The sequence below is a fragment of the Leptospiraceae bacterium genome (assembly GCA_016708435.1).
Lineage (GTDB): Bacteria > Spirochaetota > Leptospiria > Leptospirales > Leptospiraceae > UBA2033.
Genome location: JADJFV010000031.1, coordinates 68689 through 89219 on the forward strand (window position 1 = coordinate 68689; position 20531 = coordinate 89219).

The 20531-nt window shown below is 36.1% G+C and carries 17 protein-coding genes; 7 read left to right on the top strand and 10 right to left on the bottom strand.

Annotation, left to right across the window (positions count from 1 at the left end; translation table 11 throughout):
- Positions 1-135: 135 nt before the first annotated feature.
- The gene (locus IPH52_19260) at positions 136-1014 is read left to right on the top strand and encodes a tail fiber protein (protein ID MBK7057143.1); all 879 of its coding nucleotides are present in this window, start codon (positions 136-138) and stop codon (positions 1012-1014) included.
- Positions 1015-1287: 273 nt separating this feature from the next.
- On the opposite strand, the gene hemW is transcribed toward IPH52_19260, so the two are convergent.
- The 4 genes from hemW to IPH52_19280 form a co-directional block, all read right to left on the bottom strand.
- Entirely contained in the window at positions 1288-2439 is a 1152-nt protein-coding gene (gene hemW / locus IPH52_19265; protein MBK7057144.1) for a radical SAM family heme chaperone HemW, read from the bottom strand.
- 12 nt (positions 2440-2451) lie between these two features.
- On the bottom strand, positions 2452-4191 hold the full coding sequence (locus IPH52_19270; GenBank protein ID MBK7057145.1) for a glycoside hydrolase family 3 protein: 1740 nt from the start codon (positions 4189-4191) through the stop codon (positions 2452-2454).
- 278 nt (positions 4192-4469) lie between these two features.
- Positions 4470-5114: a hypothetical protein gene (locus IPH52_19275; GenBank protein ID MBK7057146.1), complete on the bottom strand. Its 645-nt coding sequence runs from the start codon at positions 5112-5114 to the stop codon at positions 4470-4472.
- A 14-nt stretch (positions 5115-5128) separates the two neighbouring features.
- Positions 5129-5803 (bottom strand): hypothetical protein, encoded by a 675-nt coding sequence (locus IPH52_19280; protein MBK7057147.1) that lies wholly within the window; start codon positions 5801-5803, stop codon positions 5129-5131.
- A gap of 171 nt (positions 5804-5974) precedes the next feature.
- Between IPH52_19280 and IPH52_19285 the strand changes: the two genes are divergently transcribed.
- From IPH52_19285 to IPH52_19295, 3 genes are read left to right on the top strand one after another with little or no spacing between them, the layout of a single operon-like run.
- Positions 5975-6844 carry a M48 family metalloprotease gene (locus IPH52_19285; protein ID MBK7057148.1) on the top strand — a complete coding sequence of 290 codons (870 nt, stop codon included), beginning with the start codon at positions 5975-5977 and terminating at the stop codon, positions 6842-6844.
- Between the two features lies 1 nt (position 6845).
- Positions 6846-7466, top strand: a complete 621-nt coding sequence (locus tag IPH52_19290; GenBank protein ID MBK7057149.1) for a hypothetical protein — start codon at positions 6846-6848, stop codon at positions 7464-7466.
- A 1-nt stretch (position 7467) separates the two neighbouring features.
- Positions 7468-8217 carry an MBL fold metallo-hydrolase gene (locus tag IPH52_19295; protein ID MBK7057150.1) on the top strand — a complete coding sequence of 250 codons (750 nt, stop codon included), beginning with the start codon at positions 7468-7470 and terminating at the stop codon, positions 8215-8217.
- A 13-nt stretch (positions 8218-8230) separates the two neighbouring features.
- Here the strand turns inward: IPH52_19295 and IPH52_19300 are convergent, their stop codons facing one another.
- Positions 8231-9949, bottom strand: a complete 1719-nt coding sequence (locus tag IPH52_19300) for a PAS domain-containing protein (protein ID MBK7057151.1) — start codon at positions 9947-9949, stop codon at positions 8231-8233.
- A gap of 312 nt (positions 9950-10261) precedes the next feature.
- On the bottom strand, positions 10262-10645 hold the full coding sequence (locus IPH52_19305) for a helix-turn-helix transcriptional regulator (GenBank protein ID MBK7057152.1): 384 nt from the start codon (positions 10643-10645) through the stop codon (positions 10262-10264).
- Positions 10646-10939: 294 nt separating this feature from the next.
- Here IPH52_19305 and IPH52_19310 point away from each other — a divergent pair, with 294 nt between their 5' ends.
- Both IPH52_19310 and IPH52_19315 read left to right on the top strand, forming a co-directional pair.
- Entirely contained in the window at positions 10940-11686 is a 747-nt protein-coding gene (locus IPH52_19310) for a type 1 glutamine amidotransferase domain-containing protein (GenBank protein ID MBK7057153.1), read from the top strand.
- Positions 11687-11863: 177 nt separating this feature from the next.
- On the top strand, positions 11864-12481 hold the full coding sequence (locus tag IPH52_19315) for an NAD(P)-binding domain-containing protein (GenBank protein ID MBK7057154.1): 618 nt from the start codon (positions 11864-11866) through the stop codon (positions 12479-12481).
- A gap of 6 nt (positions 12482-12487) precedes the next feature.
- Here IPH52_19315 and IPH52_19320 read toward each other — a convergent pair whose 3' ends face one another.
- The 3 genes from IPH52_19320 to IPH52_19330 are packed head-to-tail and all read right to left on the bottom strand — an operon-like array spanning position 12488 to position 18605.
- Complete coding sequence (locus IPH52_19320; GenBank protein ID MBK7057155.1) at positions 12488-13645, bottom strand: hybrid sensor histidine kinase/response regulator; 1158 nt, start codon at positions 13643-13645, stop codon at positions 12488-12490.
- Positions 13646-15994, bottom strand: coding sequence for a response regulator (locus IPH52_19325; protein ID MBK7057156.1), 2349 nt, complete (start codon positions 15992-15994; stop codon positions 13646-13648).
- A gap of 1 nt (position 15995) precedes the next feature.
- A complete protein-coding gene (locus IPH52_19330; GenBank protein MBK7057157.1) occupies positions 15996-18605 on the bottom strand; it encodes a response regulator in 2610 nt (869 codons plus the stop codon).
- A 185-nt stretch (positions 18606-18790) separates the two neighbouring features.
- Between IPH52_19330 and ppk2 the strand changes: the two genes are divergently transcribed.
- Complete coding sequence (ppk2, locus tag IPH52_19335) at positions 18791-19663, top strand: polyphosphate kinase 2 (protein ID MBK7057158.1); 873 nt, start codon at positions 18791-18793, stop codon at positions 19661-19663.
- 15 nt (positions 19664-19678) lie between these two features.
- Here the strand turns inward: ppk2 and lpxA are convergent, their stop codons facing one another.
- Positions 19679-20497 (bottom strand): acyl-ACP--UDP-N-acetylglucosamine O-acyltransferase, encoded by an 819-nt coding sequence (gene lpxA / locus IPH52_19340; GenBank protein ID MBK7057159.1) that lies wholly within the window; start codon positions 20495-20497, stop codon positions 19679-19681.
- Between the last annotated feature and the right edge of the window lie 34 nt (positions 20498-20531).

Consider the following 20531-nt stretch of genomic DNA (forward strand, 5'->3'; position numbering starts at 1 on the left):
ATTACCAATAATGGATTGACCTTGTAAAATACTTCACGATATATTCATGAAAAGAGTAATTAAAATACTTAGCGAAATGAATTGAATGTATTTAACTAGATTAACAAAATAGAAAAAAGTTATAGGAGCCAACCAATGACACCAGAAGAAACATCCCACACCGAGAGAGAGAGAGAGAGAGAGAGAGAGAGAGTAACATCGTTTAGCCTGCCGAAATACTTTAGAAGATTTATTTATCTTATTTCGAAAAGACAAAAATCAACACTTATAAAAAATAGCATTACTCCTGTCACCTCGAATCGCTTCATCGTGAGAGGTCTATTAACCTTAAAACGATCACTCACGCAATTTGCTTGTTCCACATTACAAAGTCTATCTTCTGGCTTTAAGTTCGGATTAGGCATGTTAGCCGCATTCCTAACCGCCGGCTTACTTGCAGTAGCCGTTACTGGTGTGATGAATTCGTTTTCCGATGGAGAGACATTGACTGCGGGAAAGTTAAATACAAACTTCCAAACTTTAAAGACAGCAATCGCTAGTATAGAAACAATACCACCTGGAACAATCGTAGCCTTCGGTGGAACTACTGCTCCTACAGGTTGGCTTCTCTGTGATGGAACGCAAATTAGCCAAACAACATACTCAAATCTTTACGCTGCCATCGGTTGCAACTTTGGATGCAGCGGAGGTAATTTCCATTTACCGGACTTACGCGGTCGCTTCCTTCGCGGCAGAGATGGAGGTAGTGGACGTGATCCCGACAGTGGCACACGCACAGCTATGAACACGGGTGGGAATTCAGCGGATAATGTTGGTTCTGTGCAGGGGGATGCGTTTAAGAGTCATACGCACAGTATAGCAAAAGCAAATGGTAACACTTGCACCGGTTGTGGAAATATTTATACATATTTAGATGCAGCTCAAGTAATAGACAATACCGCAATTATCCAAAATACAGGTGGCAATGAAACTCGTCCTGTGAATGCATCAGTCAATTTTATTGTGAAGCAGTGACTTCTTAACCAGTCATTTCGAACAGCCTCACCGTGAGAAATCTATTTGCCTTAGAACGAATCGCTTTAAGCAAGATAGACCTCTCACGAACTGCTGTTCGAGGTGACCGTGGTTGTGCCAAATAGAAATTATCCGTTTCCTACCTTCGTGTTCTTCGTGCTTTCCCACCCATCGCCCGCTCACCAACAGCCGAGCTATGCGATAAAACTCTCTTGTATAGCAGGTTGAAATTATTCAACCCCTACGTTTTTTGTGTTTATGAATCTTTCGAATTCAAACCCCAACAATTGCGAGAATAAACTCGTCCAAGCGTGTAACAGCGTGCTTTTTCCATTGAAAAATTCCATTCGTATAATCGCATAATCCAGATTTAACCCAACTATGAATTAATTCTTCTAACCTTTCTTTTTTATCTGGTATTAAAACGAAAAATGAAACCAAATCAAAAGGAATGAATAATCTAAATAAACAAAGTGCTAATTCATCTAGATAGACTGGACTTTCATAGGCTAATCCAAATTCACCGCTTGTATACTTATCAATCGAGCGATGATTAAAATAACGACCCTTATCTGTAAACCCATGTGCCCCCGGTCCTAAAGATAGATATTTCTCCATCGTCCAATATTTTAGATTGTGACGGGATTCTTCGCCTTCTTTGCAATAATTGGAAACTTCATATTGCTTGTAGCCTTTTGCCCCGAGTAAATTAGGTAGAGTTTGCAGTATTTCTAATTGTAAATCTTCATTCGGAGGTTTGGCTTGTTTCTTTTTTAACTGTTTAGCGTATTCAGTTCCTTTCTCGACAGTTAAACTATATAGGCTAATATGTGTTACTCTCGCATCAATACTTCGATTTAAGTCAGACAAAAACATATCCAAAGTCTGTCCCGGAATCCCATAAATCAAATCAATGCCAAAACGCTTGATATTAGAAGAAGAAAGATGATCTAGAACCTGTGAATATTTTTCTTCGTCGTTGTAACGATCTAATGTTGTAAGCAAGTCTTTATGAAAACTTTGAATCCCTGCATTCACGCGGTTTACGCCTATTTTGTGCATAAGAGCAAGTTTTTCAGGAGAAATATCTTCTGGATTCATCTCCATCGTAAACTCAGTATTTTCTGCAAAGTTGAGTTTGGATTTTATATAGTCCAATAATTCTGTGAGCAAATCTAAATTAGCCAGAGAAGGAGTTCCTCCACCAATGAAGATTGTATCAAAAGTATAATTTAGAATGGAAGAATCTAAACTTATACGAAGCTCAAATTCCTTTTTATAATTTTCAAATAAAGAACTCTGATCGGGTGTTTTATTTTTCCCGATTCCTACTGAATAAAAATCGCAGTAGGAACATTTGTGAATACAATAAGGAAAGTGAAGGTATAATCCAGCGTAACCGCTTCGATAAGAAATCGTGTTCAAAGCTTAGATTTACTAATTCCGTAAAACCTGTTTTGAAGTAATTAAATCCGTTGCAGGAATTTCTCTTGGTTTTTCTGTATTCAAGCTTTCATTGATTAAGGCATGAATAGACTCTTTGGTCGGAGAAAAAGAGAATACAATCTTTACATTAGCAAGCTGTGGCAATTTCAAAAAAGGAGAACCATAATGTAATACAATAAATTCCACTTTTGGATTCTTCTCTGCTATACCTACAACTGCATCTATTTCTTTTTGGTCTTTTGAATCGAAAACAAATGTCTTGCCTGCTGCTTTTTTAAGTAGCTTTGGAATTTTCTTTTCTGAGTAATAGGGAATATTTAAAGCAGTAAGCTCGGAGCGAACTGTTTCATTTTTACATATATATACAAAGTTCTTCGATTCAGATAGAGAAATTGTTTTAAATGGAGTCTTATAGCTCTTAACCGCATCAAGCGACATACGCGCATTTAACTCTTCAATATTCGCCACTTTCAAGTCGTTGTATCGGTCGTTAGAAATTTTTCTTTTTTCTTTAATGAATTCTTCTAGAGTTGGATCTTCAATCTTTTTATAGGAATACGAACTATGAAAGAGTCCGTTTTCAATCTTTAAAGCAATTTGTCTTTTAATAGATTCGTCTAACACGTTCTTGCCGTCAATGTCGAACTCTTTATTTTTAATACTCTCTAGAATCATGTTATAATAATGTGTTGTTGTATTTCCCCAACTTGTTAGAAGAATTACGTCAGCACCAGCCATGATAGCTAAAGAGCCTGTTTTTTCATTTTGGAAATTCTTAGATATCGCGTGCATCTCCATTGCGTCTGTCATCACCATTCCTTCGAATCCAAGTTTCTTTCGCAAAATATCTGTAAGTATTTTCTTAGAAAGTGTAGAAGGATATTTTTTATCTAGATTGGGATAAATGATATGAGCACTCATCACAGCCTTTGCACCTTCTTGTATTGATTTTTGAAAAGGAACTAATTCAAAGTCTAAAAGCTCTGCCTCTGTCTTTTCAATTACAGGAAGACCTAAATGACTGTCTACATTTGTATCTCCATGTCCGGGAAAATGTTTTATAACAGGAATTGCTCCACCTAATCTTGCTCCTCTTTCATAAGAGATAGCAAGGTCTCCGGCGTCTAACGTCATTCCGAAAGAGCGCGTATTGATCACTGGGTTTTCTGGATTGTTGTTTACATCTAGCACAGGGGCTAATAGCAAATTAATCCCAAGCTTGTTTAATTCATAAGAAGTAATAAGACCGGCATTAAATGCATAGCTAGGATTCTTTGTCTGTCCGATGGCGAGGGCACCCGGAAAACTAGTCACCCCTTTTTCTACTCTCACTACTCTTCCGCCTTCTTGGTCTATAGAAATAAACAGAGGAGGAGAGTTTAGATTTTTCATTTCTAATTGAAGTCCTTTTGTAAGCGCGCGAATTTCTTTTTTCTTTCCTACATTGACTCCAAATAAAATGACTCCACCGGGTCTTACTTTTTGTAATTCACTAATGGCTACTTCGTCTAAATAGTTTTTAGGAATAGCAATATGAATTACCTGTCCTGCTTTTTCTTCATCTGTCATCTTGGATACAATTTCAGCAGCTTGTTCTAGAGTGCGTTTACGAATATCAGAATAGTCAGTCGCATGGATACTAGTTATTAGCCACGCTGGCGCTAGAGACAACGAGACATAGAGGATTTGAAGAAATAGTTTATGAGAGTTAAGTATTGATTTTTTTTTCATAATTTTTAATGTAAGATTGATTTGATTTTTAAATGGGAGCTAATGAGTGATATTTCTTAGCACCAAAGGAAAGCAATTGGGATTTATGGATTTTGTAAAAGGATTAAAATTGTCATGGTGAGCTTGTCGAATCCATACTTTTAACGAATTGTATGCCCTTCCACCCATTCGACTTCACTCAGGGCAAACAACTCAGGTGACAGTTTTAAAAAAACTCGCAATCTAAATCCCAATCCATCGGTGTTAATCCGTGTTCATCTGTGGATTCTTTTAATTTACTAAAAGCCTTCAAGTTCTCGAGAAGATTTTTTGTCTTTCTCATGTCCTGCATTTTGTAAATAGCCATCTATCTTATAAATAGAACCCAATAAATTTGTATCGATGGTTTTTAAAGTGCGAAGTTTCACATCCGCTGAAAAATCTTTGTAAGCCTCAGAGGTAATAATGCCTTTTGCTTTTTGTTCCACTTTTTCAGTTACAATGCGAATGCTATCAAAATTATTCGGTAACATGTACATGGTTCTATATACATAAATGACATTATCTCTTAAGGATTTCTTTTTATAAATAAAACGAATTTCCTTTAATTTATTGCCTGCCTCAAACTCATACTCTATGTATCTAACTACACTATAAGGTTGATGCTCTTCAAATGTAGAAAGGGTATTTTCATTTACGATAGTAATAAGCTTTTGAAGTCTGGGATTGTAATTTACAATTTTAGCTTGTAGTCTTTCAATCTCAGCAGTCTTTGCAACAATGGAAGCTTCATTTGCCTTGACACTATCTTGCAAAGCCTTTTCCCTAAGACTATCGCCGGGATCTACCGTGGTAACAGACGCACTACTAGCGACACTTTTTGATTGTGCCGAGACACTGTAGGTTACAATTAAACACAATGTAATTAAAAACTTTGCAAACATACTTCTCTCCTTTTTTATAATCCTTCTAGTTGATTTCTATTTTTGTCATTCTTGGTAATTTGGTTACGTTGAATAAAAGCGTCTAATCTATAAATGGAATTAAAGAGTGTCAAGTCAATTGTTTTAAGAGCTTGTAATTTTATCTCTGGCGCAAAATCCTTGTAATTCCCAACTTCAGAAATGCCTTTTGCTTTCGTTTCCAATTTATCAACAGTCACCTTTATGCTATCCATACTTCCAGGAGTGAAAGAAACTGTCCTCATAATCGAATGCATATCTTCTGTGAGAGATCGGTGTCTGGAAATAACTCGAATTTCTTTGACTTTATTAGCACCTTCAAATTCATACTCGACATAACGGTAAACAAGATACTTACTCGGTCCGGGGATTGGGTTGGTTGGTTTTTCATAAACAATGCGAATTTCTTTTTTCATATCAGGATTGAATTCAGCTGCTTCGGTTTGCAATCTCTCTAGATCAGCAACTTTCAATGCAATATTCTTTTCCAAAATGGCAATATTTTGAAGAACCGCTTTTGCACTTGCGCTATTATCAACGGCGCCGGCTTTCGCATCACTCTTTTGTTGCACTGCTCCGATAGTTTCTCTATCAGGATTTGAGATTTTAGCTTGGGCAAAAAGTAATCCTGTTGAAAAAACAGAAATTACTAGATAGATTCTTAATAACATAGAAATGTCCTCGTAATTAAATTTATCGGCAACGGCTCGCCAAAAGTATTGCCTAAGTAGATAAAAGTTTTCAATTCTTATTTCTTCAAGGAATAAATTCTTTTAATTTCGAAAATAAGCAAGATTGAATTTACTCCTTGACCAAGATGAAATTCCAAAAAAAATTAACCCGTGCTTATACAAAGAAAACTCAATCTAATTTTTATTTTGCTCTTATGTCTTTTTGTATTTAACAATTGCGAGCAAATTGCTGACGCTGCCTTCTCTGATAAAGACGATATAGAAATGGGAGCAAACCTTGACAAAGAAATTCGCTCTAAGCCAACCGAATTTCCAATCCTAGTCAACAATGAGTTACAGGGCTATGTGCAATCCATAGTCAAACAACTCATTCGCTCCCCTTTGGTTAAGAGAAAGAAAACTTACTCTTACAAAGTAACCATTCTAAACGATGATAAAGCAATCAATGCCTTTTGCACACCGGGCGGCTATATCTATGTATACACAGGACTTCTAAAATTTCTAGACAATGAAGCAAGTCTCGCGGCAGTTCTTTCTCATGAAATTGCTCACGCAGAAAAGCGTCATGTGCGACAAAGAATGCTTTCTGCGATGGGAGTGCAACTCATAGTATCTGCAATCCTTGGAAATGGCTCGTCTGTTTTCAAAGAAATGGGTTTACAAATCGCAGGCACTCTCGCCCTTCTCTCAAACAGTCGGGGCGATGAATTAGAGGCAGATGAATTGGGATTTCTCTATTTGCAATCAAGTCCTTATTACCAGGGAGCCATGTCTTATTTTTTTGAAAAAATCGCCAAAGAAGAAAAGAGAAATCGAATGAGTAAAGCAGTCGAGAGTCTACTATCGACCCACCCAATTCCCGAAGAGCGGCTAAAGGCTAATTCCGAAAGAATTCGTTTAGCAAAGATACAGCCGCCTATTCCATCCAATCTTCTAGAAACAAGATATAAATCAATTATCAAAAAACACCTGAGAGCCGGTAGCACTCTAGACGGTGAACCGATAGACGATAGAGGCTAATATGATATTTGAAACAGTCAATGAAATCAATGAAGCCATCAAGGCAATCAACTATGCGTCTTACTTAATCAGGCTTTGCGCATTAAATAGTCAGATATCAATTGCCAGGATTAGCTATAATACCAAAAAATCAACAGGCTTTACTCCAATCTCTGTGGAGCTAATACGCATTAGCGCCTTAATCGAAGAGAAGGCAAGTCAATTATTTCTAATCATGTTTGAATCTCTCCGAATCATTACAGAAGAAGCAAAGTTCAGTCGAAACAAAGCATTACAGGAAAAATTTTTTAGAGAATACAAAAGTCAATTCGGAGAAAGAAAATTTGATCTAACCCACTTAGAAAAAAAAATATTCTCCCAGTATGATGAGAAAGTAGATGAATTAAAAAAAAGCTTTCACATCCAATTTACTTCTTTTCGCTCCATCATTAAAGAGACAATCAAACTATGTAAAAATTCAAGACCAATCGTTTTCTCTGTAAAAATAGAATCCGTTTACATTGAAAACCACCAAGCTGCATTTGATGAACTCTCTGTAGAACTTTCCAATTTTATTTCCAAAATTGAAAGCATTCTAAAGAAAATTGAACTTTTAAATCTAGAATTAATCGAGGACAAATAAGTTGAAAAAATTTCAGTATATCTATTCGGAAGGAGATCACAAGTGGGGGATAATCGCACGTGACCCCAAGAAGCCTTCTTATTTAATTGATACGAATGAATATGTGCTTTGCAAAAATGGAAAATTGATTGTGACTGATCCGGGGGGAATAGAGATTTTCCCCGCAGTTCTAAGTTCTCTTTCAACAGAAGTAAATCCAATCAATATAGAATATATTTTTGCAAGTCACCAGGACCCGGATATTATTTCTTCTCTCACTCTCTGGCTAGATATTGATCCTAAAATCAAATGCTTTACAAGCGTTCTTTGGTCAACGTTTCTTCCTCATTTCGGTGGTAATAATGAGACGTTTGCCATTATCCCCGATAATGGAATGAATTTTTCTTTTCATGGCTTGGATTTAGAATTTGTTCCTGCTCATTATTTGCATTCATCGGGTAATTTTCATTTGTATGATAAGAAAGCAAAGATTTATTTTTCTGGAGATGTAGGCGCTGCTCTTCTTCCTCCCGATCTACTTTCCGAATCAGAAATTTATGTGAACGACTTTGACTCCCATATCAAATACTGCAAAGGATTTCACGAAAGATGGATGGGATCAAATGAAGCAAAGAATGATTGGTGCTCACGAGTCAGTCAGCTAAACATAGACCAATTCTGTCCTCAGCATGGATTGATCTTTAAAGGTAAGGATGTGGAACGTTTTATCAATTGGTTCGCAGAATTAAAAGTAGGAATTTTGAAGAGCTAGAATCGCGTTGCGGCTAAATGTCGTAATCCGTTTCATCGGTGTGTTTCACAATTTCGTGGATTACTTTATCTAGATTTTGAGCACTTTGTAAAATATAGTTAATACTTTTTTCTTTATCTGCCTCAGAAAGCTCTTTGTGCTCAATAAATAGGTTGCATAAACCTAAAATATTGGCTGTATGCAACCTCACCTTATGAGATTGAAGCCAAGCGATCTCTCTTAACTTCGCATTTTGACTTATAATTTTAAATTGATCTTTTTTGGATTCAGTAATGTTTTTTAAATTATTGGAAATACCAACAAGCTCACCTAAACCATTATAAACAGGAAATAAGGAGAATAACCACCATTGACCGTCATGCACTTTCTCTACATCAATCGCTTCACCATTCAATACTCTTAGGTAATAAGAGATAAATTCTTCTCTTAGTTCAGGTACCATAAAGGGAAGAATATTATCCCCCTTTTGCATAGACTTTCCAAAGATTTCTTTGCTAACCAATTCAGCTTTCTTATTCAAATAAACAATGTTAAAATCTTTACTAAGCAAAGTATGTGAATCAGTAGAACTGTTATAAATCGCACCTAGCATAGCCTCGGATTGTTTTAATTTTTCCTCAGCTTGTTTTCTTGCATTGATATCAGTTACATTGTGGCTAACAGCAATTATCTTTTTGTGATCATCATAGACAGGGAAAAAACTGGCTTCTACCCAAATGCTGAATGCATCGAAATGGATTTCTCTTTCTAAACTTACAATTTCTCCCTCTAATGCAGTTAAAAACTCTCGCTTAAAATCAGCTTGGTCTTTTTTCGCGATGTAATCCAAAATGCAGCTATTCTCAATTAGCCCTTTTCCATGGGCTTTTAGAGCCATTTCGTTGGCTGATTTGTTGAAACATAGAATATCATAATCCGGGCTTAGCATGATATTATGATCAGTCGTGCTATCGAGTAACGCGCGGAGTTTTTTTTCCGATTCGCTAATAGCTTGTCTTAATTTTTTTTCCTGTGTATTGTCTCTAAATAAAACCATTAAGCCTTCTTTGGATGGGTAGGCAACACAGTTGAACCATCTATGTAAGTCGGAACGATATTCTTCAAAACGAACTGTTACCTGCTCATTCATTGCCTTACGATACTGTGCCGGATAATTATAATTAGGCGAATCAGGAAAGAAATTCCAGATACTTTGACCCTGCACTGTTTCCAATTTAACTCCCAGAACATCTTCCGCAACTGAATTCATAGTCAAAAAATTCCAATCTCTATCTAGAACGTAGAATCCATCTGTGATGTTTTCAATAATCGTATCCATTTTTTGAGAAAAATCCTTTGCAATTTTACTTTGCCTTTGCATTTCAGATATATCATGTCCTAAGCAAAGAATCCCGAGCGGCTGATTGTTCTTATCCTTAAAAAGAGAAAACTCCCATTTGGTAGAGAAATACTCACCGTTCCGATTAGAAGGCTTACGAATTTCTACTTCGATAATCCCATTTGGATTCGCAAAGCATTGCATCACTGCTTGTGCGCATTTTACAAAATCTTCAGGGTGAACGGCAGATTCAGTCGATAGTCCGATAAAATTTTCGGAAATAAAAGAGAAACGTGTCTGAAACAAATCATTGACAAATCGATATTTACCTTCCATGTCCGTGACAATTAGATAATGGCTTTTGGAATGTTGCATCCAAGTTGGTATCAAGTCTTTGATTTCAGTTTCGTTCATTTTGAATACATTATTGTTTGTTAATTGCACTCTTGCATTCTGCAAAATTTAAAACAAGAAAAAAAAGAAAATTCCATAAGTTTAGTATCCACTCGGTAAAAGTATTTCGAATAATCGTTCAATGTCTTTCTTTTACCGTGAAGTTCACGAAGGTAGTAAGGAAATTGTCTTCTTCTTTCTTCGTGCTATTCGTGTCCTTCGTGGTTAATTAATATAAGCTAATAATATAAGACCCACATAAAAGGGACATAGAAGCCATATAGAAGCCGAATTTGGCTTCTATGTGGCTTCTAGATTAGAGTAAGATTGGTATTAGGTAAAAGGTGATGTCTTATCTTTTTTAATTTTAGTTTCGTCTCCTTCCATAACCACTTTGAAGCTACTTCCCCATTTACGCATCAGACCAAAGATTGGTTTTAATTTTTCTCCTTTTTTTGTGAGCGAATATTCAACACGAGGAGGAGATTCTAAAAAGGCTTTGCGGGAAATAATGCCGTAATCCTCTAAATCTTTTAATTCTTTTGAAAGCATTTTGTCAGAAGTCTTAGGAAGGGATTTTTTTAAATCGCCATAACGCAAAGATTTATCTTTCATTAATTTGAATAAAATGATAGGCTTCCATTTTCCATTGAGCACGGATAGTGTTAACTCAAATGGACATTGATGCACCATATCTTTTAATTTATAAATTGTCATAATCTACTCCAATGCTTTTTCCTTATTATGTAAGTCCCACAATAAGGCAAATAAAAATATTAATACTTACCCACAAGTAAGTATTAAACACTTTTTATACATTAATTCTATTTTTATTTTACAGAATATCTACCTTTCCTAAATGTAACATTAATAATTACAGATACATTTGTGTAAGACAAAAATATTTAACCAAAGAATATCAAAAGAGCATAGAAACTTTCCTTACTCTTTTCCTCTGTGTCTTTGTGACTCTGTGGCAAATCCTCTTACGCAAATTTAAAAGGAAGAAAAATGAGTGCAAATATCAGTGTATTAAATCCAGACAAAAGAAAAAAAGTTTTAATCGTAGTGGGTAATCCCTCTATGTCGCAAACTACCGGCTGGCCAATTGGCTTTTGGTGGGCAGAGCTAACTCACCCCTATTGGGAATTTGTAGAAAAAGGATACGATGTAGAAATCGTTTCTCCTAAAGGAGGTGATTTACAGGCAGATGGATATAGTGATCCAGAAGATGCAAGCGGTTACTCTGCACATGACCTAATCAGCCTTGGGTTTAAAAAATCAGAAAAACATTCTGCTCTTTTAAAAAATACAAAAAGCATTAAGGACGTAAAAATATCTGACTACGATGCGCTTTTTATTGCCGGCGGACAATCTCCTATGTATACAATGATTGACGATAGCGAATTACACAAGTTTGTCGCTGACTTCTACGATGCAGGAAAAGTTGTATCTATCGTATGCCATGGAACTTGTGTTCTATTAAAAGTAAAATTAAAAGACGGCAAATTACTAGTAGACGGTAAAACCTGGACAGGCTTTGCAAACTCGGAAGAAAAATTTGCAGACAATTTTGTTGGAAAAAGAATTCAGCCTTTCTGGATTGAAGACGAAGCCAAAAAAATACCAAACACAAACTTCATCGTAGACTCTATGTTCAAAGCATTTGCAGTCAGAGACGGAAGACTCATCACCGGACAACAACAATATTCCGGCGCTGCTGCGGCAAAATTAGTCATAGAAGCATTAGGAGTATAAGACTTTCCTACTGATAAAATAATTCACCACGAAGACCGCGAAGAGCACGAAGGAAGTAATTTTTCTTCGTGTCCTTCGTGCTCTTCGTGGTTAGAAAATAATTGTTAAGTAAAAAGCTGGAATCAGTTTGACACATAGGTATATAGTTTTTAATTTTTATAATTTAGAGGAGACAAAATGAAAATAGCCATTATAGGAACAGGTAATGTTGGTGGTGCGTTGGCAACTAAATGGGCGAAAGCCGGACATGAAATTTTTCTTGGAGTCGGGGACTTAAATGGATTTAAAGGCAAAGCACTATTAGCCAATCCAAAAACTTCCGTTCATTCCGTAGAAGATGCAGTTAAAAATACAGAAGTAATTTTAATTGCTACACCCGCTCCCGCTGCCATCGAAGTAGCGAAGTCACTAGGAGACACATCAGGAAAAATTATTATTGATGCGATGAACATTGTTATAGGAAGAGGACCTGTTGGGTTTAACAACACTGCCGATTCAATTCTTGCCAACACAAAGACTAAAGATGTAGTAAAATGCTTTAACACTACAGGCTTTAACAACATGGAAAATCCAGTCTACGGAAATACTTCTCTTGATCTATTCATGGCGGGTGATAGTGAAAAAGGAAAAGCGGCTACTAAACAGTTGGGGCTAGATGCAGGCTTCGCAGAATGCTATAGCATTGGCGGCAATGATAAATTCCAACTCATGGAACAATTTGCTTTCTTCTGGATCAATCTAGCCATGATGCAAGGACAGGGTCGAGATATAGGTTTTAAACTTCTGAAGAGATAAAAATGATTAAACGCTTCGGGGGATGGAAAAAATAAACTTGCTTCCTTTCCCTACTTCACTTTCAACCCAGATTTTTCCGGAATGTTTATCTATAAACTCTTTGCAGAGTATGAGTCCAAGTCCGGTTCCTTTTTCTCCGTGAGTGCCTTCCGTGCTAAAATGCTTAACGTCTATTTTAAATAGATTGCTGGCGGTAGTAGGACTCATTCCGATACCGGTATCCTCGACAATAATCTCGATAGTATTTTCGAATTCTCTTCCAGAAATTGTAATTGTGCCACTCTCAAGAGAATACTTAATAGCATTACTCACAAGATTGCGGATAACGGTTGTTATCATTTGATAATCAAAGTAGCCTCTTAAATTATCCGCTGTTTTATTTAAGAGAGAAATCTTCTTATGATTCGCAGTGGATTCAAGTAGAAGAATAGTTGCCTGAACAATTTGTGAAATCGAAAAATTTTCCGGCTTATACTGAATATCCCCTTTTTGGGATCTTGCCCATGTTAAAAGATTTTCAAGTAAATCTTTAATTTTTTGAGATGACTTTTCTAGTAACCTTATATCTTGCCGAAATTCTTCTTTAGAAATACTATCATAGTTTTCAGTCATAAAGCTTAAGAAAGAATTCAAATTTCCGACAGGTCCTTTTAAATCGTGCGCAATGATAGAAAAAAATTTATCTTTAGATGCGATGAGCTTATTCAGCTCTTTATTATTCGCAGAGAGTTGGTCTACCAGAATACTCAATTTTGTATTCTGCTCTACAATTATATCTTTCGATCTTTTTAATTCTACATGGGCTCGAACACGGGCGAGGAGTTCGAGAGTGTTGAATGGTTTAGTAACATAATCATCTGCACCCAAACTAAATCCATGAACCATATTGTCGATTTCCGTTTTGGCAGTTAAAAAGATAATGGGGATATTGCGTGTTCGCTCTTCCCTCTTTAAAATCCTGCAAACCTCAAATCCATCCATGATCGGCATAGAAATATCAAGTAGAATTAAATCTGGAAGCGTGTCTTCAATGATGGAAAGAGCTTGTTTGCCATTAAGCGCAAAGCTAGTATCAAATCCTTCTTTACTCAGAATATTTCCAAGCACTTGTAGATTTTCCCCTATATCATCTACAATCAAAATATGTGAAATTGAATTTTCCATCTATTTTAACCGACCATATGCTTGATCAAGACCACCTAGAGCAGTAGACAATTTTCCAATAGAAAAAGAATTTATCAATTGAATCAAGTAATTAGAATACTGAACGAATAATTCCGCTCTGTATGTATCACTTAACGTCTTCAAATCTAGAATAAATATTTTCAATCTGCTTGTATTCAAGGACTTTCTTGCTGTCTCACTATCTGCATACCAAACTTTATAATGCCTAATAAATTCATCTGGAATTTTCTTTGCTAGAAGTAGATCATTTAACTTTCCAAGAAAGCCTTCGACCGCAAATTCAATCTTATCCACATCATTACTTTCTTCCATTACCGGAATGAATTTGGCAATCTCTATCAGTAAACTCTGTTTTGTAATTGGCTTACTAAGATAACTATCAGCAAAAGATCGCACCTCTGAAATATCTTCTTCCATAGCGAATGCAGTCAAGACAATGATTGGAATTTTCTTATATTTTTCATTTTGTCTTATGATCCAAGACGTTTCTCGACCACCCATCACAGGCATATGAATATCCATGAGAATAAGATCAAAGTCTTGCTCTTTTAGCATTTCAATGGCAACTCTACCATTGAAAGCTTCGTAAATGGACAGATTTGATTTTTCTAAAAACCCATTAACAACTTGCCGATTTGCTTCATTATCTTCAACCAATAATATCTTAGCGGGCATAAATTTTATATGTGGAACGGGAATTAAGGCTTCCATATTTTTTTCTGCGGGAATATCTGAAATTTCTAGGTCTGGCATTGATATTGTAAATTTAGAGCCATGCCCTAATTTACTTTCTAAAGAAATTGAGCCATTCATCATTTCCACTAATCTCTTTGCAATAGAAAGTCCAAGTCCTGATCCACCATAACGAAGCGCATTTTGACCTTGTTGCTGTTTGAAAGGTTCAAATACTGTATCAATCTCGCCAGGAGCAATTCCAACTCCTGTATCCGATACTTCAAAAACCAAATCAATTCGGTGCTTATTGCCCCCCTTACGAAAACCGCGCACGTTGATATCAACTCCACCCTTATCAGTGAATTTGATTGCATTGCCTATTAAATTAAATAACACCTGTCTCAACCTTAATTCATCTAAGATAATTGATTGCGGCAAATGGTCATCTATCGTTACCTCAAACTTCAACCTTTTAGAAGCAGTGTGAATGGAAAAAATTTGTTTTATATCATTGATGATAGAATTCAAATTTACTGCTGAATAAATAATTTCTAAGCGCCCCGCCTCAATCTTAGCAATATCTAATATATCATTGATTAGGTTAATTAAATTTTTTCCACTCTTTTGAATCCCGGAAAGATATTCAAGCAAATCGGGATTATCCCCTATTTTATCTTTTAGAATTTCGGCAAAGCCAAGAACTGCATTCATTGGAGTTCGAATCTCATGACTCATATTAGCAAGAAATTGACTTTTCAATCTATTTGCAACTTCTGCTTCTGCTTTCGCCTTATGAAGATTACTCTCGATTTTCTTGCGCTCGGTAATATTTGTATGTGTTCCAACCATTCTTGAAGGCTTTCCGTCTATTGATTTAATCACCTTACCTCTCGAAAGCACCCATATATAATTTCCATCCTTACAAATCACACGATGCTCTGATTCGTAACTTGATTTGTTCCCTGAAAGATGTAACTGGATAGCGTCTGTTACCCATCCGACATCATCAGGATGAATATGCCTTGTCCACTCTTCATACTTATCCCAAGTATCGTCCTCATTGTATCCGAGCATTTCTTTCCAGCGTTTAGAAAAAAATACTTCGTTTGTTACAAGATTCCAATCCCAAACTCCATCTCCACTTCCTTCGAGCGCAAACTGCCACCTTTCCTCACTTACCCGTAACCGCATATTGGCATCTTGCAATTCACGCGTTCGAATCATCACACTTTCTTCCAATGCCAAATTTACATATTCCAAACGTTTACGAATTGCATTTAGCTCTAACTGTGTCTTTACACGTATAGACAATTCAGTGGGATTAATTGGTTTAATCAAAAAATCAGAACAACCTGCCTCTAATGCCTTTCTTGCTTCGTCTGAATGGTAAAAAGGATTTATGCAAATAATTGGAATTTCTCGTGCGCTACTAATAGAATTGAAGTATTGATTTAGCTCATCTTTATCAATCTCTTCGAGGTTAATATCTATAAGAATTAGATCAGGGAGATTTTTTTCAAGTGTGGTAAATTCAACTTGATTACTGGCTACTGTATGAACTAGATAACCATCTCTTTTTAAAAGAAAAGATATAATCTCTAATTCAGTAGCCGAATCTGCAATGACTAATATGAATTTGCCGCCTGTATACATGCTATTTTCCTTTTGTTTCCTTCGTTACGATTACATGCATTGGTTCTAGTAACCGAAGTGCCTCAGATATTTCAGGAATAGAGAAATTCTTGATTAACCGCAAAAGATTATCTGAAAATTGTATCAGAGGATCAACTTTGAACTTCTCCCCTAATCTCTTTAAGGAATCAATAAAAACTGTAAGTTTGTTTGTTTGCAATGATTTTCTTGCTGAATCACTATCTACAAACCATTGATCTAAATCCTTTTTAAATTCTACCTCAATTGGATTTGCCAATAAGAAATCCTTCATACTGACTAGAAAATTTTTCTCCGTAAATTCTACTCGTTTTTGTTCGAAAGTCTTTCTCTGATGTGGCAAGAATAATGCGATTTCATTAATTAATTCAAGCTTAGAAATGGGCTTGCACAAATACCCATCTGCAAAGGTTAAAATTTCTTGCACATTCTCTTTCATTGCAGATGCAGTTAAAATCAAAATTGGAATGTCTTTGTATTTAGGATGTCTCTTGAGAAGTAAAGAAGTAGACTTTCCATCTAACTCAGGCATTTGCATATCCATAAGTATTAAATCAAAAGAATTCGTAGCTAAAAGCTCAAGTGCAATTCTTCCATTTTGAGCTTCCATAATTGTAAAATGAAATCTCTCTAAGAAGCCGGTCACTACTTTTCGATTGGACTCAATATCTTCTACTAATAATATTCTTGCGGGATCAAATTTAATATTCGAAATTTCAAGATCGTGCTCTTTTCCATTATGGGCAAGAGAAGATATTTCCAATTCCTGAATATAGATTCTAAAAATGGAACCTACTCCTAATTTGCTTGTAACTGAGATCGTGCCTCCCATCATTTCTACTAATTTTTTAGTGATAGACAATCCTAGTCCCGATCCACCAAATCGCATAACGTCTTGCCCTGACTGTTGAATAAAGGGTTCAAAGATAGAATCGATTTCCTGTTCTGGAATGCCAATTCCTGTATCATGAATTTCGATTACAAGATCAATGGAACTACTATCTCCACCTTTTGGTATATAAATGACTTTAACTTTGATTTCACCTTTTTCTGTAAACTTTACCGCATTACCGATTAGGTTGAACAAAACTTGTCTTAGCCGCAACTCATCAATCAAAAGAGACTTGGGTAATTTTTCATCAATTGCAATTTCAAAATTCAAACGCTTCTGCATAGTTTGTAAGGAAAAAATCTGTCTTACATCCTGAATCACGGAGAATAGGTTTACAGGAGAATAGACTATATCTAATTTACCCGCTTCAATCTTCGCTAAATCTAAAATATCATTGATGAGGCTAATTAAGTTCTTCCCGCTTTTCTGAATCCCGGAAAGATAATCTAAAACTACAGGATCAGTACCTACTTTATCTTTTAAGATTTCTGAGAATCCAAGAATCGCATTCATAGGAGTTCGAATCTCATGACTCATATTGGCAAGAAATTCACTCTTTAATCTATTTGCAATCTCTGCTTCTTCTTTTGCTTTTACTAAATTTACTTCTGACATTTTTCTTTCTGTAATATCATGAGATAATATCACTACACCTGTTTGTCTTTCGTCTTCATAGAAGGGAGTATATTTCATTTCGAAGTATCTGCTCGTCCCATCTTTCAAATCAAAAAGATTTTCATAGGTCACAGCTTCGCCTAGAAGTGCCCTTGTATAATTCATATGAACTTTATCATAGACAGACTGCCCCATAATGTCAGCGACTGTTTTTCCAAGGCATTCTTCAAAAGATACCCTATGAATCTCAGCAAAACGTTTGTTAATAAATTGAAATTCCAAATTCACATTTACCATTGATACGCTAGCAGGGACGTTATCCGCTATGAGTTTAAGCTGATTTTTATTTTTAACTAATTCTTGCTCAGCGAATAATCTTGATTCAATCAAGTATTCTTCTCTCTCTGCGGTTGCTTCTTTTTCGGTTTGAGTTTGTAAGCGAATCACTCTCTTCATGATAAAAAAGCCAGAGGCTAAGACCATAAAGATCAACAAGAGGAGACTTAAGATTACCCGCTGCATAGTCTCTTCTGATTCTAATACGAAACTTGCGACTTTGTTCTTTGCGAAGTCTATCACATAAAGAATCAATAGATTCATAGGATTAAATATTTCTTCTTCGACTTCCTTACGAAGTTTCTCCGCGGACACCCTTTGACCAGAAAGCAAGTATTGATATTCTAACTTACGAACCTCTTTCCAAGTATCAAAAAGTCTTTCCATCTCCATGACTTTTTCTTTATCACCTAAAAAGTTCCGTTTGATGACGGAAATATTCTCACGCGCAGTAATTTCAACCAAATCTATTTCTTCCGATAGTTTCAAAATTTCTTCTTTGTTTGTAGCAAAGAAACTTTGAAACATCAGATTTCTGATTCGAATGATATTATAACGAAGCTCAATCGCGGAATTGCTAACAGAGAATGGATGAATGTAAATATCTCGAGCAATTCCATCCAAGCGAACGATAGACGGTATTGCAATGATTCCAATTATAAACAAGGTAAATACAATAGCCAAATACCAAAGCGATATCGTCTTAACAATCTTTGAAGATTTCTTATTGGCTAAAAATTCCCAGTTCATATATTCAACATTTTATTATAAGATTGTATTGTAAAAAATTATTTGTAAAAGATTTTTTTATTACATAATTATTTGATTGCAAATTAGTCAATGACTTACATTTTCTTTATCGCAACCTATTGGATAGAATGGCAACGATTGAAAACTTCCAAACCAATCCAAACAAACCTTTTAGGAGAAAAACAATGAGTGAAGACAACGAATCAGAAGATACCTCAGAAAAAAAAGAGGAAAAGAAAAAAAAGAAAGCCAAAAGATTTACATCAGAAGGAGAAGGCAGTTCCAAGCTTTCGAGTAAGAAATACGAGAAGCATTTGGCAAAATTACAATTAGAATTAGTAAAGATGCAATACTGGGTAAAGTTCTCCGGTGCAAGAATCGTTATTATATTTGAGGGAAAAGACGCCGCCGGAAAGGGAGGCACAATTAAACGAATTGCGGAGCCTCTAAACCCAAGAGGATGTAGGGTAGTCGCTTTAGGCACTCCAAGTGATAGAGAAAAAACGGAATGGTATTTTCAGCGGTATGTACCTCATTTGCCGGCGGCAGGTGAGATTGTTATATTTGATAGAAGTTGGTACAACCGAGCAGGAGTTGAACATGTAATGGGATTTTGCACAGACAGTCAATATAGAGATTTTATGCAAGACTGTCCTGAGTTTGAAAGAATGCTTGTTAGATCAGGAATTATACTTTTGAAGTATTGGTTTTCGGTAAGTGATGAAGAGCAGGAAAGAAGATTTCAATCCCGCACTACAGATCCGGCAAGACGATGGAAACTAAGTCCTATGGATTTAGAATCGAGAGACAAATGGGTGGAATATTCAAAAGCAAAAGACGAAATGTTCTCGCATACAAATATTCCAGAAGCTCCCTGGTTCACAGTAGAAGCAGACGATAAAAAGCGTGCTCGCTTAAATTGCCTGCATCATATACTGAGCAAGATTCCCTATCAGGATATGACCCCCGATCCACTCATTCTTGCTCCTCGTAAGACAGCGGATAATTACATTAGACCTCCGCGCAACGAACAATTCTTCGTGCCAGAGGTATATTAGCATTAACCGAACTCGTTATCTTTTTCGTGGGTTCTTAGATGCGGGTAAACAGAGATTGCGCTTTGACTTTTCTAAGAAGTCAGCAATCTCTGTTGCAAACTTGTCATTCGGAAATTTATCACGGAGTGGCTGAATTCTATTTTCGATAGCTCCACTCATATCATATAAGAAATCATAGATCGCTCGGATATGATGAATATCGTCTTTCGTAAAACCTTTTCTCTTGAGTCCAATGATATTTAGCCCTGCAAATTCATTCGGTCTTTCATTTTCCGAAAGTGCAAATGGAGGCACATCCTTAGTAATCGCAGAAACACCGGCTACCATAGCGTATCTCCCAATTCTACAGAATTGATGAAATCCTGACTTTGCGCCTAATACTACGTAATCCTCAATTTCAATATGTCCGGACAAACCGACACTGGCAAGAACGATATGATTACCAATATGGCAATCGTGACCAATATGAGTTTCCGACATGATAAAATTATTATTACCAATGATCGTCTCATGAGTTGGTGTTCCCGCATGAATGCTACATTTTTCTCGGATGATGTTATTTTGTCCGATGGTTAAAATTCCATCTTCGAAATCTGGATATTTCAAATCCTGACCCGGTGTGCCAAGAACAGTGAATGGATACACAGTTGTGTTTTCTCCAATCGTAGTATTACCGACGATCACAACATTCTGTGCAATTTTTGCATTGTCTTTGATTGTGACAGAGGGTCCTATAAAAGAATATGCGCCTATTGATACATTATTCCCAATTTTAGCGCCTGACTCAACGACTGCCGTGGAATGCACTCCTGGTTTAAATAATAATGATGACATACTCACTCCCAATTAAATTTTTGAGACTATGTTA

What these genes read in the sequence shown, in the direction of transcription:
- IPH52_19325 (MBK7057156.1), bottom strand. Translation starts at nt 15,994, where the DNA reads ATGTATACAGGCGGCAAATTCATATTAGTCATTGCAGATTCGGCTACT.
- IPH52_19290 (MBK7057149.1), top strand. Translation starts at nt 6,846, where the DNA reads ATGATATTTGAAACAGTCAATGAAATCAATGAAGCCATCAAGGCAATC.
- IPH52_19275 (MBK7057146.1), bottom strand. Translation starts at nt 5,114, where the DNA reads ATGTTTGCAAAGTTTTTAATTACATTGTGTTTAATTGTAACCTACAGT.
- IPH52_19305 (MBK7057152.1), bottom strand. Translation starts at nt 10,645, where the DNA reads ATGACAATTTATAAATTAAAAGATATGGTGCATCAATGTCCATTTGAG.
- IPH52_19270 (MBK7057145.1), bottom strand. Translation starts at nt 4,191, where the DNA reads ATGAAAAAAAAATCAATACTTAACTCTCATAAACTATTTCTTCAAATC.
- IPH52_19310 (MBK7057153.1), top strand. Translation starts at nt 10,940, where the DNA reads ATGAGTGCAAATATCAGTGTATTAAATCCAGACAAAAGAAAAAAAGTT.
- IPH52_19330 (MBK7057157.1), bottom strand. Translation starts at nt 18,605, where the DNA reads ATGAACTGGGAATTTTTAGCCAATAAGAAATCTTCAAAGATTGTTAAG.
- lpxA (MBK7057159.1), bottom strand. Translation starts at nt 20,497, where the DNA reads ATGTCATCATTATTATTTAAACCAGGAGTGCATTCCACGGCAGTCGTT.
- IPH52_19300 (MBK7057151.1), bottom strand. Translation starts at nt 9,949, where the DNA reads ATGAACGAAACTGAAATCAAAGACTTGATACCAACTTGGATGCAACAT.
- IPH52_19280 (MBK7057147.1), bottom strand. Translation starts at nt 5,803, where the DNA reads ATGTTATTAAGAATCTATCTAGTAATTTCTGTTTTTTCAACAGGATTA.
- ppk2 (MBK7057158.1), top strand. Translation starts at nt 18,791, where the DNA reads ATGAGTGAAGACAACGAATCAGAAGATACCTCAGAAAAAAAAGAGGAA.
- IPH52_19260 (MBK7057143.1), top strand. Translation starts at nt 136, where the DNA reads ATGACACCAGAAGAAACATCCCACACCGAGAGAGAGAGAGAGAGAGAG.
- IPH52_19320 (MBK7057155.1), bottom strand. Translation starts at nt 13,645, where the DNA reads ATGGAAAATTCAATTTCACATATTTTGATTGTAGATGATATAGGGGAA.
- IPH52_19315 (MBK7057154.1), top strand. Translation starts at nt 11,864, where the DNA reads ATGAAAATAGCCATTATAGGAACAGGTAATGTTGGTGGTGCGTTGGCA.